At 42.8% G+C, this 15,206-nt stretch carries 13 protein-coding genes and 1 riboswitch; all 13 genes read right to left on the bottom strand.

What is annotated here, in order from left to right:
* Positions 1-60: 60 nt before the first annotated feature.
* The gene (locus tag R8695_RS03045; RefSeq protein WP_154780942.1) at positions 61-1,404 is read right to left on the bottom strand and encodes a sensor histidine kinase; all 1,344 of its coding nucleotides are present in this window, start codon (positions 1,402-1,404) and stop codon (positions 61-63) included.
* A gap of 1 nt (position 1,405) precedes the next feature.
* Complete coding sequence (locus R8695_RS03040) at positions 1,406-2,074, bottom strand: response regulator transcription factor (RefSeq protein ID WP_118510976.1); 669 nt, start codon at positions 2,072-2,074, stop codon at positions 1,406-1,408.
* Between the two features lie 193 nt (positions 2,075-2,267).
* On the bottom strand, positions 2,268-4,037 hold the full coding sequence (locus tag R8695_RS03035) for a Na/Pi cotransporter family protein (RefSeq protein ID WP_118510909.1): 1,770 nt from the start codon (positions 4,035-4,037) through the stop codon (positions 2,268-2,270).
* Positions 4,038-4,294: 257 nt separating this feature from the next.
* The gene (gene greA, locus R8695_RS03030) at positions 4,295-4,795 is read right to left on the bottom strand and encodes a transcription elongation factor GreA (protein WP_118510978.1); all 501 of its coding nucleotides are present in this window, start codon (positions 4,793-4,795) and stop codon (positions 4,295-4,297) included.
* A gap of 122 nt (positions 4,796-4,917) precedes the next feature.
* Positions 4,918-7,680 (bottom strand): translation factor GTPase family protein, encoded by a 2,763-nt coding sequence (locus R8695_RS03025; protein WP_154780943.1) that lies wholly within the window; start codon positions 7,678-7,680, stop codon positions 4,918-4,920.
* A gap of 221 nt (positions 7,681-7,901) precedes the next feature.
* Positions 7,902-8,255 carry a CGGC domain-containing protein gene (locus R8695_RS03020; protein WP_154780944.1) on the bottom strand — a complete coding sequence of 118 codons (354 nt, stop codon included), beginning with the start codon at positions 8,253-8,255 and terminating at the stop codon, positions 7,902-7,904.
* Between the two features lie 67 nt (positions 8,256-8,322).
* Positions 8,323-9,078, bottom strand: a complete 756-nt coding sequence (locus R8695_RS03015; protein WP_154780945.1) for an ABC transporter ATP-binding protein — start codon at positions 9,076-9,078, stop codon at positions 8,323-8,325.
* On the bottom strand, positions 9,078-10,163 hold the full coding sequence (locus R8695_RS03010; protein ID WP_226839738.1) for a FecCD family ABC transporter permease: 1,086 nt from the start codon (positions 10,161-10,163) through the stop codon (positions 9,078-9,080). Before R8695_RS03010 ends, R8695_RS03015 begins: the two co-directional genes overlap by 1 nt.
* A gap of 14 nt (positions 10,164-10,177) precedes the next feature.
* Positions 10,178-11,284 (bottom strand): ABC transporter substrate-binding protein, encoded by a 1,107-nt coding sequence (locus R8695_RS03005; RefSeq protein WP_167515500.1) that lies wholly within the window; start codon positions 11,282-11,284, stop codon positions 10,178-10,180.
* A gap of 115 nt (positions 11,285-11,399) precedes the next feature.
* Positions 11,400-11,673: riboswitch (cobalamin riboswitch) on the bottom strand.
* Between the two features lie 80 nt (positions 11,674-11,753).
* Positions 11,754-12,404 (bottom strand): ABC-2 transporter permease, encoded by a 651-nt coding sequence (locus R8695_RS03000; protein ID WP_154780946.1) that lies wholly within the window; start codon positions 12,402-12,404, stop codon positions 11,754-11,756.
* On the bottom strand, positions 12,401-13,246 hold the full coding sequence (locus R8695_RS02995) for an ABC transporter ATP-binding protein (RefSeq protein ID WP_008705926.1): 846 nt from the start codon (positions 13,244-13,246) through the stop codon (positions 12,401-12,403). The genes R8695_RS03000 and R8695_RS02995 overlap by 4 nt, the downstream gene beginning before the upstream one ends.
* Positions 13,247-13,249: 3 nt before the next feature.
* Positions 13,250-13,621, bottom strand: a complete 372-nt coding sequence (locus R8695_RS02990) for a GntR family transcriptional regulator (RefSeq protein ID WP_118510919.1) — start codon at positions 13,619-13,621, stop codon at positions 13,250-13,252.
* Between the two features lie 202 nt (positions 13,622-13,823).
* Positions 13,824-15,074, bottom strand: coding sequence for a uracil permease (gene uraA, locus R8695_RS02985; RefSeq protein ID WP_167829783.1), 1,251 nt, complete (start codon positions 15,072-15,074; stop codon positions 13,824-13,826).
* Positions 15,075-15,206 lie beyond the last annotated feature (132 nt).

Genomic DNA, 15,206 nt, shown 5'->3' with positions numbered 1-15,206 from the left:
TGAAATGGAGCACGCAGCCCTTAATTTGTCAAGCAGATATTCGCAATTGAAGCAGGAAACTTACTTGATTTGGTTAAACAGGATCTCCATCTTCGTTCCTCTGCCCGGCTCACTGTCCAGGAGAATTTTGGCATGATGCAGGACTGCTCCATGTTTCACGATGGACAGACCAAGACCTGTACCTCCGGTCTCCCTGGAATGGCTTTTATCCACTCTGTAAAAACGTTCAAAAATCCTCTGCTGTTCACTCTCCGGAATGCCAATTCCGTTATCTTCCACACGGAAATAAGGTTTCCCGTTAAGTTTTCCCACAAATACCTTTACTTCTCCTCCTTCCGGTGTATACCGGATGGCATTATCCGTAATATTATAGAGCATTTCATAAAGCACATGACGCACTCCCTCTACCTTGGCACTGCCGCCGCTGTATTTCAGCTCAATCTGTTTCTTCCCTGCACAATTCTGCAGATTATTGATCACATCCTGTCCCAGTTCTCCGATATCCACCGGTTCAAACATGGTTTCCCCGTTCTTCTCATCCAATCTGGAAAGCTGTATGATATCTGCCACCAGATTGGATAATCTCTCAGATTCGTGATAGATCCTTCCGGAAAAATCCTGCACCTTATCCGACGGAACCATTCCATTCATCATAAGCTCTGCATATCCGGAAATAGACATAAGCGGAGTCTTCAGTTCATGGGAAACATTGGCAGTGAATTCCTTGCGCACACTCTCCGCGTTTTTCAGATCTTCCAGCTGCTTCTGGATCTGTCTGTTCTGCTGATCCAGACGAAAAAGCAGAGGCCGCAGTTCCTCATAGCAGACATCATTCAGAGGTTGTTCCAGATCGATCTGATTAATAGGCTCGATCAGCTTCCTGGTCTGTTTCTGCACCAGAAAGATTTCGATCATAAGGATCACACATACCAGTCCTCCCAGAAGCAGGAAACTGGATACCATTGTCATAAGCAGACTGTCTGTGGTCTTGGCCACCCTGAGGATCTGTCCGTCATCCAATCTGACTGCATAGTAGAAAGTCTGCTTGGAAAGGGTATCCGAATATCGCACCATTTCACTGAATCCGTTTTTCTCAGCCTCAATAAATTCCGGTCTGTTGCTGTGATTTTCCATCTCAGAGGGATCCTCAATGCTGTCAAACAGCACACTGCCGTCTTTTCCCAGAAGTGTGATCCTGCTGCTGGTCGCATCCCCGACTTTGCTGGTAAGAAAACCTTCTCCATCCTCTTCCAGTCCTGTCCGGATATATGCAACCTCATCCCGCACTCCCTGTTTCATATAAAGATCATATCTGTTGTACATGACTGTTCCTGCTGCCAGGAAAGTAAGTATCACCGACAAAATAATAAGAAAACTGGTATGGCTGAATATTCTCTGCTTCATATTATGCTCCTATCCTGTATCCCACACCCCGGACAGTCTCTATCAGATTTCCGGCATCTCCAAGTTTCTGGCGAAGGGTTCTCACATGCACATCCACAGTTCTGGTCTCTCCGTCAAAATCATATCCCCACACATGGCAGAGGATCTGGTTTCTGGTCATGACCAGGCCTTTATTTTCCATCAGATACTGAAGAAGCTCGAATTCTTTTCTGGTAAGGTCGATCTTTTCTTCTTTCCAGCGCACCTCATGACGTCCCACATTCAGATAAAGCTCTCCGAAATGAAGTTCCCTATCTTCATTCTGACGTGCACTCCGTCTCAGGACTGCTTTCACCCTTGCCACAAACTCCATCATGCCAAAAGGTTTGGTAATATAGTCGTCTGCGCCGCCTTCCAGTCCTCTTACCTTATCAAATTCCGCTTCCTTGGCAGTAACCATGATCACCGGAACATTTTTTACAGAGGGCATGCCTTTCAGCTGTTTCAGAATGGTATATCCATCATCTCCCGGAAGCATGATATCCAGCAGGATCAGTTCCGGGATTTCTTCTTTCAGTGCCTGCATCAGCTCTGCACCGTTCCCGAATCCTCTTGCTTTAAATCCGGTTGTTTCCAATGTATAAATAAGAAGTTCCCTGATATTACGTTCATCTTCTACACAATAGATCATTGTTTCACCTTTCCCCTTTGTTCTGATCAAGCCGAGCCTGATCCAGTTAAACATATAAATTCAGTATACTTATTTTTTCCCGCTTATACAAGTACCTGACTTGTATACACCTCTCTTTTATAAAGCGGAAAATCCGGCCATTTTCTTTGAAATATCTCTCTTAGATACTCCAAAGTGCCCGGATTTTCTACTCTTATGAAAGTTGATATTTGATTCGTGCATCTTCCAGTTCGCGATAAAATGTTTCGTCCGGATGGCTCTTGACAGTGTTCAGATGGCTGTGAGTATCATACAGATCCTCATTTACCTGTGTTACGCACACACCAATGTTTGAACAATGATCTGCCACACGTTCCAGGCAGGTTGTAATATCTGAAAGGATAAAGCCCATCTCAATGGTACATTCTCCGCTTCGCAGTCTCTGTACATGGCGGCGTTTCATCTCTTTTGAAAGTTCATCGATCACTTCTTCCAGCGGTTCGATCTTTTCCGCAAGTTTCATATCCTGTTTGTCAAAAACTTCATAGGCAGTATTCACAATATCTTCTACTGCTTCGCCAAGTATCTCCAAGTCTTTCTTTGCACTTGCAGAGAATTTCAGACCTTTTTTGTGGAGTTCCTGTGCAGATTCCTTAATATTTACCGCATGATCGGAAATTCGTTCAAAGTCTCCGATGCAATGGAGCATAATGGAAAGACTGTGGCTGTCTGCCTCTGAAATATCTTTGTGACTTAATTTTACCAGATAAGTTCCCAGTTCATCTTCATAACGGTCTACCTTGGCTTCCATATTCTGCACACGTTCTACATCATCTTCACTGTATTTATCCACAAGTTTCAGCGCTGTAAACAATGCATTGTGGGATTCTTCTGCCATTTTTCTGGCTGCATTCCGGCTCTGCTCTACTGCAAATGCCGGTTTTTCAAGAAAACGTGGCTCCAGGATCATAAACTCCTTGTCCTCTGCGGAAACAGCAACATCTTCTTTTTTGTCTCTGATAGTGAGACAGGCAAGTTTCTCCAGTCCTTTTGCAAAAGGAAGCAGGATGATCGTTGCAGTGATGTTAAATACACTGTGGATGATCGCAATTCCTGCAGGTGTTGCTGACTGATGGAAGAATGAAAATCCGACGATTGCATTTATAATATAGAAAACAGTCATAAAGATCACGGTACCGATCAGGTTAAAGTAAAGATGTACTGCTGCTGCACGTTTGGCATTCTTTTTCGCACCGATTGCAGAAAGGATCGCTGTGATACAGGTACCGATGTTCTGTCCCATGATGATCGGGATTGCTGCACTGAACGGCACTGCACCGGTGAGACAGAGTGCCTGCAGAATACCGACGGATGCAGAAGATGACTGGATCACTGCAGTGAGAAGTGCACCTGCCAGAACACCAAGTAACGGGTTGGAAAACTTAAGTAACAGGTTTGTAAATTCCGGAACTTCTGCAAGTGGCTTTACAGCAGAACTCATCATGTCCATGCCGTACATCAGAATGGCAAAACCAATGAAAATCGTTCCAACGTCTTTCTTCTTTGAATCATTGATAAACAGGATAAATATGACACCAATGATCGCAAGGATTGGTGAAAATGAAGTTGGTTTAAACATACGGATGATAAAGTTATCACTCTGGATACCTGTCAGACTTAAGATCCAGGATGTGACCGTAGTACCGATATTTGCACCCATGATCACGCCTACTGCCTGGGACAGTTTCATAATTCCGGAGTTTACGAAACCAACTACCATAACTGTTGTAGCCGATGACGACTGTATAACAGCAGTCACTCCCGCTCCCAGCAATACTGCTTTAATTGGACTTGATGTAAGATTTTCAAGAATTTTCTCCAGCTTACCGCCGGAAACTTTCGCAAGGCCATCGCCCATTGCATTCATTCCATACAAAAACAGTGCCAGACCTCCGATTAATGTTAATATACTAAAAAAATCCATGGTTATTCTCCTTTTTCTTTTTCGAGTATGTAGGAACTTTCAGAAGCTTATGTACTCCTGACTTGTTTTCCATCATAACCATGCTTTGTAAAATCATCCCCATGGGAATGTTAAATCCATGTAAAATTTTTCACATAAAACCGCGGAAAAATAAAAAGAACTATTGTTTTTTCTCTACAATAGTTCTTCTGTTTCCAGATTATTCTTCTCTGGCTATATTTTTAATCTTAATAAAGTAAATAAAGGCATTCTTTTTATTAGAATCCGCGGATTTCTTCATCCTCAGATCCCGTCTTATCAATGGATCGGATTTCCAGGAAATAACTGTAATTGTCATTTACTTTTACTTCCACTCTGTCGCCAACTTTGTGGCCTTTTAATGCCATACCGATCGGAGACTCGATGCTGATACGGTTCTCCATGGAATTTCCTCTGATGGAAGTTACCAGCTTGTATTTCTCAATCTCATCGTCCTCTTCGAAATATACCTCTACGATATCATCCATTCCAACTTCATCGTCCTTGGATTCATCTGATACGATCGTTGCTGTTTTCAGCATATTCTCAAGGTAACGGATACGGCTCTCGTTCTGATTTTTGTGTTTCTTTGCCGCATAATATTCAAAGTTCTCACTCAGGTCTCCCTGCGCTCTGGCTTCCTTTACAGCTTCGATTGCTTCTTTTCGTACAACCAGCTTGCGGTGGTCGATCTCTTCCTGAATTTTCTCAACATCTTTCTGTGTAAGCTTTTCTTTCATTGCTGCATCTCCCTTTTCTCTCGGAAATATTGTCACTGTCATTGCCCGGCTTTCATTGGCTTAACCATAGCAGACGGATAACATTTTGTCAAATTTCACATAATGTTATCCATAAACAATAATCAATCTTCTTTCAGACGTTTTTCATTCATATACTGCGCCATTTCATCAGAAACATTATCGATCAGATAGTTCTTGCTGCTTTGGCGTTTTTCGTGCCATTGCTGACGAATCTGGTTTTCTGTGGCTTTTATTTCATCACGCAGACCTCGGGCAGACATACGGTGAGCGCCCTGACCCATGATGATGATCTGCTCCAGACCATCGGATGTGGCTACTGTTACCTGGTTTTCACGGCCGATCTTATGGACCGTTTTCTCAATGTACTGGTCTGCGGTTTCAGCTTCTTTCGTGTAGACTACATGGATGTTATGATAGGTGATTACTTCTTCTACATGACCTTCTACCTTGTAAGCATCAAATACAAGAATTAACGTACATTTCTTAAATCCCTGATAGTTGCTCAGGATATCCATCAGTTTTGTCTGAGCTGCATGGAGATTCGCATCCGCCAGTTCCTTTAAATCTTCCCATGCATAGATGATATTGTAACCGTCTACAAGAAGATACTCTTTCTCTTTCTTCTTTGCAGATGAACTGTTGCGGTAATAGCTGCTGTCAGTTCTAGAAGAAAATGTTCGTTTAAACTGCGGCTCTTTATAACGTTTGACCGGTCCGAAGGTGCGCTCAAAGATTGCTTTCAGCTCTTCTTCATCCTCGTAACTTCCTACCCCCGCATTCTTAGGTGGACGATATCCAGAATCTGCCTGATCGGGACTATTCCTGTTTCTTCCCTGTCCTTCTGTCCTGGAAACACTTGAAAATTCACCGCCAGTTGCAGTTCCTGCATTTCCTGTTCCATATTCTTCCTCAGCTATACTTCCACTCAGTTCAGATTCATCCACACCTTCTAAGTGCATATAATCTTCTACTTCATACCACGGCACCACGAATCCGGCTCCATGAGCACAGAATACAGAACCTGTCGGATTGTCCAGGTCACGTTCGGAGTCATATCCAATCTCATCGACAATCTCATCCTGATTCTGACATGGTGCATAACCTTTCAGAGAACAGAATAATCTGCCCCGGCCTTTGGTATAGGAGGTTACCTGTGTCTGGTAATCGCGCATCGTGGATACCGGTGCACTTCCTCTCAACACCATCATGTCATCTTCATATGCTTCCGGCTGCTGGAAAGTTCCGTTCATTTTCTGGATGTCAGTCATAGCACGTCCGATCATATCTCCCGGGATTTCAAGTCGGAACTCATAATATGGCTCAAGTAAAACACTCTTTGCTTTTTTTAATCCCTGACGCACTGCCCTGTATGTCGCCTGCCGGAAATCGCCGCCTTCTGTATGTTTCAGATGGGCACGTCCTGTGATCAGGGTAATCTGCATATCTGTGATCGGAGAGCCAGTTAATACTCCCGGATGTTCCCGTTCTTCCAGATGAGTCAGGATCAGGCGCTGCCAGTTACGGTCCAGCACGTCTTCACTGCATGCAGTAAAGAACTGCAATCCACTTCCAGGTTCTCCCGGTTCCAGAAGCAGGTGGACTTCTGCGTAATGGCGCAGCGGTTCAAAATGTCCCACACCTTCTACTGGTTCTGCAATAGTTTCTTTATATACGATATTTCCTGTGCCAAATTCTACTGCTACATGGAAACGCTCCCAGATCAGATGCTTTAATATCTCGATCTGAACCTCACCCATCAGCATGGCATGGATTTCTCCAAGCTGTTCGTTCCATACAATGTGAAGTTCCGGTTCCTCCTCTTCCAGCTCTTTGAGTTTCTTAAGCATCTGGTGAACATCACAGTCCTCAGGAAGCAGAATTCTGTAATTTAATACAGGTTCCAGAACTGGCATCTCAGATTCCCGTTCAATTCCAAATCCCTGTCCCGGATGTGTCTGGGACAGGCCGGTTACTGCGCAGATAGTTCCTGCCGGAGCTTCTTTTGCCAGTTCAAATTTCGCACCGGAATAGATACGGATCTGATCTGCCTTCTCTGTATCTGTGAGAAGTTCCTTTACCTTCAATGTTCCTCCGGTGATTTTCATATAGCTTAAACGATTGCCCTGATCGTCTCTGGCAATCTTGAATACTTTTGCACCAAACTCTGAAGGATATTCTGGTGTCTCACAGTATTTTTCCAGCCCATGAAGGAATTCTTCTACCCCTGTCATTTTCAGAGCAGAACCGAAGAAACATGGGAAAAGTTTTCGCTCTTTGATTACTTTTCGGATATCTGATGTTGATATTTCCTCTATTTCCAGATATTTTTCAAGCAGTTCTTCATCACAGACAGAAATATCTTCCAGAAACTGAGACTGCAGATCTGATTTTTCCCAGGTGAAATCAACGCAATTATCACTTAATCGCTTCTTTAATTCTGCCAGAATTTTCTCTTTATCTGTTCCATCCTGGTCCATTTTATTGATAAACAGAAATGTAGGGATCTGGTATCTTGCCAGAAGTCTCCATAAGGTCATGGTATGCCCCTGCACACCATCCGCTCCATTTATCACAAGAATGGCATAATCCAGAACCTGCAGTGTCCTCTCCATTTCCGCCGAGAAATCCACATGCCCCGGCGTATCCAGCAAAGTTATCCCCCTGTTCCCCAGTTCAAACTCCGCCTGCTTGGAAAAAATCGTAATTCCACGCTCCCTCTCCAGGTTATAAGTGTCCAGATACGCATCCTTATGATCCACACGCCCCAGCTTACGGATTTTTCCCGTTAAATATAAAATTCCCTCCGACAACGTAGTCTTACCTGCATCTACGTGGGCAAGGATACCTACAACAAGTTTCTCCATAGTATATTTAGAACTCCTTTTTTCTTATGAATAATCAGTATATATTTTTTAACGTTCTATCTGTCAGCTTTATCAGTTAATTATTTTAACATACTGATATAGAGAAATCCAATAGAGTTCTGCTATTATACGTTCATTTATTTCATATCACAATTAATTTTAAGCTCCATATTCAAGGCATTTTATATTCTTTTTATTTTATAAATTGTATAGAAACTTTTTTATTCTTTATGTGTTCCTCTGATCACTTTGATTCCACGTTTTTCTATCATATTGCAGATCTGTGTCATCCTTGGACATTCATGCTTTCCATCCGGGAGACGACAGACACCTACGTGGATGGCACTGATCTTTTCGCTGACCAGTCTGTCTATCTTTTCCAGGATTCCTTTGTCTTCTATGGGGTCTGTCGGGTTGGCGTCTTTGCATCCATTGCAGGTCATCATTGCTGCCAGACAGGTATCTTCCGGATAATCCTGAAAGAAATCGGTTCTGTTCTGAAATGCTGCCAGGCATCCAACTCTGGCGCATACATTATTAGTATGAATACACGTTAAAATTCCTATCTTATTCATCTTTATTCCCCCATATACAGCAGGCCAGAGTCAAAACATTCCTGACTCTGGCCTGTCAATTCTCATATTATAAAAATAAAATATGCATCTTCCCGCGGCTGTCATTTACCACTTCCGAATCTACCTGGTAAATCCTTTTGATCAGCTCCGGAGTGAGTACTTCCTGTGGAGTTCCATATCCTTCCAGCACACCATCTTTCAATACATAAATCTTATCGCAGTATGCCGCCGCAATATTCAGATCATGGATAGCTGATATTACAGTTACGTTAAGCTTCTTTACCAGTTCCATCAGCATGATCTGATGTGTAATGTCCAGATGGTTCGTCGGCTCGTCAAGAATCAGTGCAGGTGTCTGCTGTGCCAGTGCCCTTGCCAGAATTACTCTCTGCTGTTCTCCACCTGAAAGAGTCGAGAATGTGCGGTCTGCAAACGTCTCCATCTGCACCGTTCTCAATGCTTCATCCACAATCTGATAATCTTTCGCATTATCTCGTTCCAGTGTTTTTTTATGTGGTGCACGTCCCATAAGGACAACCTCTCGCACTGTGAAATCAAAATTGTAGTAATTATGCTGTGCCACAACCGCCATTTTCCTTGCAGAACTCTTGACACTCATAGAATGAAGTTCCTCTCCATCCAGATAAACAGCACCTGCATCTGGCTTCAGAATACGGTAGATACATTTTAACAACGTCGACTTTCCGCTTCCATTTGGCCCGATGATTCCTACCAGTTCTTTGTCCTGTGACTCTATGGAAATGCCTTTTAATATCTGTCGGGCGTGAAATCCAACCTGAATATCTTTTGTAGTGATCTTCATTACTTGCTACCTCCAAATCCATAGGATTTCCGCACAAGCAGATAAATAAAGCATGGAGCACCGATAATTGATACCAGCACACCAATCGGCATCTCAGAATTCTTCAGGATCACACGACATGCCACATCACACCAGATCAGAAAAGACGCGCCAAGAAGTGCGCTCAGTGGAAGTAATCTTCTGTGGTCAGTTCCAAACAGAATCCTGACTACATGAGGAATCACAAGTCCTACAAATCCGATCACGCCAGCACAATATACGGCAAATCCAATCATTACAGAAGCAACAATCAGGTAAAATGTTCTCAATCTGTGTAAATCTGTTCCAAGTGTGATAGAAACTTCATCTCCCAAAAGCATCAGATTCAGATTTCGATACTGTGTCCAGAAGATGACCACACATATCAGAGTAACCGGAAGCATCACACCTACTCTGGCCCAGCTTGCCCCTGCAAGACTTCCCATGCTCCATTTCATAACTTCCGTAGCTGCATTTTTGTCATTTGTAATGTAAATAACAAAATTTGAAAAAGCAGAGCATACCGCACTGACCGCCATTCCGGCAAGGATCAGCTTAGCTGATGTTGCCTTTCCTCCCATATTTGCAATAGCAATAACTGCAAAGGAGGTGATCATCGCGCCAATAAAAGCAGTAACTCCGACAGAGTTCCCGCCAAGAAAGCTTCCGATTCCGAGCATGATTGCCAGCGTTGCACCAAGGGATGCACCAGATGAAATACCCAGTACATAAGGATCTGCCAGCGGGTTCTGCACGATCGCCTGCATTACTACGCCACATACAGAAAGAGCCATTCCAACTGCCAGAGCCAACAGGACTCTGGGCAGTCGGATCAGCCATACAACATCGTGAATTGCACCTTCTGCATAGGCAGACAGACTTTTTATATGAAATAATTTATAAACAATGACACTGTACACATCCTTCAGCGACAGATCAGCATTACCAAAAGTAATCGCCGCAAGTATGGAAAAAATAAGAAATCCTGCAAGTCCGATGAGGACTGCCACATACATGGATGTTCTGAGCACACTGCCTTTTTTTGTCTGTGAAACCTGTTCTTTCACTGTATTTTCCTCAATCAGTCAAGATTAACGTCCGGGTATAATCCTTTTGCAAATGTTTCGATTCCATCCTGTGTACGTGTTGCACTTGCATACATCTCGCTGAGCATGATCGGATAAACACGACCGTTCTTTACAGCGTCAAGACTCTGAAGTGCTTCGTCATCCTGAATAACTGCAAGCTGGTCATTCTTAACTGTTTCCGGATCATCTCCTGCATATGGCATATATACTACGAAAATTACGTCAGGATTTGCTGCAATAATATCTTCTTTTCCAACTGTAGAAGCATCCGGGTTTGCCAGAGTCGCACCTAACTGTGTTACCATATCTCCACCAAGGCTCTTTGCACCATAGTTTGTGATATCTTCTCCAAGAGGTTCCAAAACCATTACGCTTGGTTTCTCTTCTACATCTGCTGTTGCTGTAAGAGTTTTATCGATCACTGCCTTTGCATCATCTACGATTGCCTGTGCTTTGTCCTGTACATCAAAAATCTTTCCAAGGTTTAAAATATCTGTAAATTCATTTTCCAGAGTTCTGTCTCCGTCAGGGCGTGTGTTTGTGTTGTAATAGGCGTTGCAGCCTTTGTCGATCCAGTCTGTTACATTTCCGAGGTTTTTATCAGAGAACAGGGAACTCCAGGATAAGATCATGTCTGGCTCCAACATCGTTACAGTCTCAAGGGATGGGGTAAATTCATCAAGATAATTTGTTTTAGAGAATGCTTCTTTGAGATCATCCGGAACTTCATTATCAAGACCCGCTGTAGCTACAAGGCGGTCTTCCAGTCCAAGTTTCAGCATAGTTTCAATGCTTCCCTGATATACAGCAAGAACTTTCTCCGGTGCCTTTTCATAGGTTGTTTCAATTTCATTTCCATCATAATCATAGGTTGTGATGGTCAGAGGATATTCTGTCTTTGTACCTTCTGCGTCTGCTGTTTTATCTGCATCTGCTGAATCCTGTGCGTCTGCATCTGCATCTGCTGCCGGCTGGTTGTCCTCTTTGATCGTCTCAGAGTCTGCTCTCTCTGCTGCAAAAGCTGCCGGAGCTGCGGAAACTACCATAGCTGCTGCCATCATAATTGCCATAATTCTTGTAGATAAATACCTGTTTTTCATTTGACTTCCTCTCTTTTCGTATATGTCGTTTACTTGTTCGTGTAACCGAAAAGATGGAACTTCAGAAAAAGTAAAATAGAAGTGATAAAAATAACGGATACTTTTTACGGAAGCTCCTTCTTTACACTGTCAGGCAGGTTTCCTGACTCACAGATCACAGAAAGTTTCCACAAAATAAAAACTGATACAACATCCATGCTTCAGCAGTTCATGAATGTTGTATCAGAAATATTTCCAGATACTCTCTGGCAGCCGGATTCCGCCTTCTCACATATTTATGCAATGACATATTACAATCCCGCTTTTTTCTGTATACAGTGGCCGCAACCGTTCAGGCATTTCACCTGATTCCCTCTCACATTATCATACACAGAATCTGCATATGATAATGTTCACTTAACAGCTATTCAATTACGCTGATATAATTTTAGCACACTGCATTTATAATTACAACTATATTCGAGACACATCAAAATTCTTTCTTCTCCATAAGCCGTACACTACCCCAATAAGATCCCATATATACAATTACTGTAAACAATACAGCTCCGGCCAATACCATTCCCCGGTTCAGTCCATTCAGCCATGCATCGACTGCGTCTGCTGAAAGTCCAATTGTTTTTATCAGACTATAAACTACGGCAATTATAATAGCCCACATGACCATTGCAATATAACGTCCTTTTTCCGCTCCAAAATGTATTACAAGCGGGAGTGATGCCGTCAACATAAGAAGTGCCAGTGGAATGTATATCAGGCTGTCGATGATAGTCTCACTCAGGTCCCCCTGAAGCTCTGCCACGCCTTTGCAGATCACTCCCGTTATCGTTGTAATTCCCCACGCTGCAGCCGTAAGCCCTGCTCCCAGCAGATATTTCTCTGCCACATATTGTTTTCTGGTAACCGGCAAGGTCATAAGAAATGCAAGACCATTATCAAACTCATCATAACTTATAGTCGTAATGGCAAAAATTGCTGTGACAAACGTAAAATATCCTGTAGCAAAACTGACACTCCCGCTTCCTGCCAGATTCAGGATGACTTCCATTACAACAACCAGGATAAAAAACTGTTTCTGCTGTTTCATCAGTTCTATATCCTTTACAAATAATCCCTTCATACCTGTTCCTCCATCATCACTACCAGATCATCAATCTTTCCATTCTCAATTACAACATCCGGATAATTTTCCATATAAAATTGTTTCTGGTTTGTCAGACACCTGTATCCATAAGCCTCTTTCCGGATCTTAATAAGGTATTGCTGATCCAGTTTTTCGTACTCTTCTTCTGAAACTTTAAGAACTGCATAATCTGACAGCAGTACATCTGTATCCTCATGAAGAATAATTTTTCCGGCATGGATCATATAAAAATCGTCACAAAGACTCTCCAGATCTGATGAAATATGGGAACTGATCAGAATAGAACTGCTTTCATTTTCTTCCATATATTCTCTCAGCATGTTCAGCACCTCATCCCTGGCGATCACATCCAGACCAACTGTGGGCTCATCCAGAATCAGCAGTTCTGCCTTATGGCTTAATGCTGCCAGTACTTTAAACTTTGCTTTCATACCAGTGGAAAATTCTTTGATTTTCTTGTCTGTGGGCAGATTGAATCTTCTGCACTGCTGCAGGAATTTCTCTCTGTCAAAATCCGGATATATGCTTTTCATAATATTGGCCACGCCCGCTGCTGTCAGATACATACTGAAGCCTGAATCTGCAAAAACAACTCCCAGTTTCTGCTTATCCTCCGGCTTAAGCTCTTCTGCCTTTTTCCCAAAGACCTCTATCTCTCCGCCATCCGGATGAATCAAGCCGAGCAAAGCTTTAAATGTTGTGGATTTCCCGGAACCATTTCTTCCAATAAGTCCTGTAATCATCCCAGGCTGTACTTCCATAGAACAGTCCAGCGAAAAACCTCTGTAATGTTTCTGCAAATGACTGATTTTCAACATGTCTTAGTCCTCCATGATCATTTCAAAAAGATCTCTGATTTCCTTATCGTTCAGCCCAAATCTTCTTCCCTTTGAAACTGCCTGTTCCAGGTCACTCTCCACTTCCTTAAGCTGTTCTTCTCTCATCAGGTCTCTATTTGTAGCTGCAACGTAGGTTCCTTTTCCATGAACAGTTACGGTAAATCCCTCTTCTTCCAGATTATCATAGGCTTTCTTGACTGTCAGAGCACTGATCTTCAGCTCCTTTGACAGACTGCGGACAGACGGTAACACGGTGTCTGGATGTAGCTCTCCCTTTATAATGGCAGTTTTTATCTGATCCATAATCTGTTCATAAATAGGTACCATGGATGAATTATTGATAATTATATGCATATGTGTCTCCTCCATCTGTATAACAGTATATAACAGTATATAACTGTTGTCAACTGTTTTATACTGTTATACATAAAAATTGGTTCAAAAAAACCTCCAGGCATTTCGCCCGAAGGTTTCCTCTTTTCATCCAACCGATGCCTTGTTACGGCATAACAGCTTTTTATTGATTTTTAGCTCAACTGCAAAGTCCACCTGATCATCACTGATCATTTGTCAAATGAAGTTTGTCCAGGATATAGAATACCAGGCTCAATGCCATACCAACTACACATGCCAGAACCATACCTGTCAGTTTTACATTTCCCAGGTTCAGGGCGATTCCGGAAAGACCTACGATAAACACAACAGATGTCAGCGTAAGATTTCTGGATTTGCTGTAATCTACTTTGTTGTCTACCAGCATACGAAGTCCTGATGTACCGATCATTCCATAAAGCAGGAATGAAATTCCTCCAATCACAGGTCCCGGAATAGTATTGATCAGTGCTGCCAGCTTTCCAAGGAAAGAACAACAGATAGAAAGAACTGCCGCGCCTCCGATTACCTGCACACTGTATACCTTTGTCATAGCCATAACACCGATATTTTCGCCATAAGTGGTGGTCGGAACGGAACCCATACATGCAGACAGTGTTGTAGAGAAGAAATCTGCAAACAGAGATCGATGTAATCCCGGATCTTTCAGCAGGTCTTTTCCTACGATCTTACTGGTTACGATCTGATGTCCGATATGTTCGGAAGTAACCAGCAGAAGTGCCGGAAAAATAGTCAGGATCGCTTCCAGATTGAATTTCGGATGCTGGAAATTCGGCAGTGCAAAAAATGCTGCCTCTTTTACAGCAGTGAAATCCAGAATACCGCAGAGAACTGCTGCCACATATCCTGCAATGATGGCGATCAGGATCGGAATTACTGATAAAAATCCACGGAACAAAATCTGACCAAATACAGCAACTCCCAGCGTTACCAGAAATACGATCACATTCTTCATATCTATCTTATCGTCCAGAAGACCAGCTGTACTTGCAGCACTTCCGGCCAGTTCCAGACCGATCAGTGCAACTACAGGTCCCATTGCTGCTGTAGGAAGCACGATATCAATCCATTTCGTTCCACATTTTCCAATGATCAGAGCCAGGATCATACCTGCAATACCAAGAATTACAAATCCGCCCAGTGCATACTGATATCCGAATTTCGTCATAACCAGGATTCCAGGTGACAAAAACGCGAAACTTGAGCCAAGGTAAGCCGGTGCCTTTCCTTTCGTAATAAAAATAAACAATAAAGTTCCCACACCGTTCATCAGCAGTACGATGGCCGGATTGATCCCGAACATAAACGGAACCAGAACAGACGCGCCGAACATGGCAAACATATGCTGGATACTAAGCGGAACCAACAGTTTGGCAGGTACTTTTTCTTCTACCTGAATGATTCTTTTTTCCACTCTCTTCTTCCTCTCTTTTCCCTTTATTTTTATACAGTTCGATTCATTATACACATATTGTTGCAAAAAATCTATAGTTTTTACCTTCCATTACACCCTTGCAGGATTCTTCGCCTGCGTCGGGTCGCTTCA

Source organism: Blautia luti (genome assembly GCF_033096465.1).
In the GTDB taxonomy this organism is placed as follows: Bacteria; Bacillota; Clostridia; order Lachnospirales; family Lachnospiraceae; genus Blautia_A; species Blautia_A luti.
Note: the sequence above shows the minus strand (reverse complement) of the source record. Positions and strands in the feature narration are given on the sequence as shown.

Coding starts and splice junctions, on each gene's coding strand:
- R8695_RS03035 (WP_118510909.1), bottom strand. CDS start 4,037: ATGGATTTTTTTAGTATATTAACATTAATCGGAGGTCTGGCACTGTTT.
- R8695_RS03040 (WP_118510976.1), bottom strand. CDS start 2,074: ATGATCTATTGTGTAGAAGATGAACGTAATATCAGGGAACTTCTTATT.
- greA (WP_118510978.1), bottom strand. CDS start 4,795: ATGAAAGAAAAGCTTACACAGAAAGATGTTGAGAAAATTCAGGAAGAG.
- R8695_RS02990 (WP_118510919.1), bottom strand. CDS start 13,621: ATGCATATAATTATCAATAATTCATCCATGGTACCTATTTATGAACAG.
- R8695_RS03000 (WP_154780946.1), bottom strand. CDS start 12,404: ATGAAGGGATTATTTGTAAAGGATATAGAACTGATGAAACAGCAGAAA.
- R8695_RS03020 (WP_154780944.1), bottom strand. CDS start 8,255: ATGAATAAGATAGGAATTTTAACGTGTATTCATACTAATAATGTATGC.
- R8695_RS03025 (WP_154780943.1), bottom strand. CDS start 7,680: ATGGAGAAACTTGTTGTAGGTATCCTTGCCCACGTAGATGCAGGTAAG.
- R8695_RS03045 (WP_154780942.1), bottom strand. CDS start 1,404: ATGAAGCAGAGAATATTCAGCCATACCAGTTTTCTTATTATTTTGTCG.
- R8695_RS03015 (WP_154780945.1), bottom strand. CDS start 9,078: ATGAAGATCACTACAAAAGATATTCAGGTTGGATTTCACGCCCGACAG.
- R8695_RS02995 (WP_008705926.1), bottom strand. CDS start 13,246: ATGTTGAAAATCAGTCATTTGCAGAAACATTACAGAGGTTTTTCGCTG.
- R8695_RS03005 (WP_167515500.1), bottom strand. CDS start 11,284: ATGAAAAACAGGTATTTATCTACAAGAATTATGGCAATTATGATGGCA.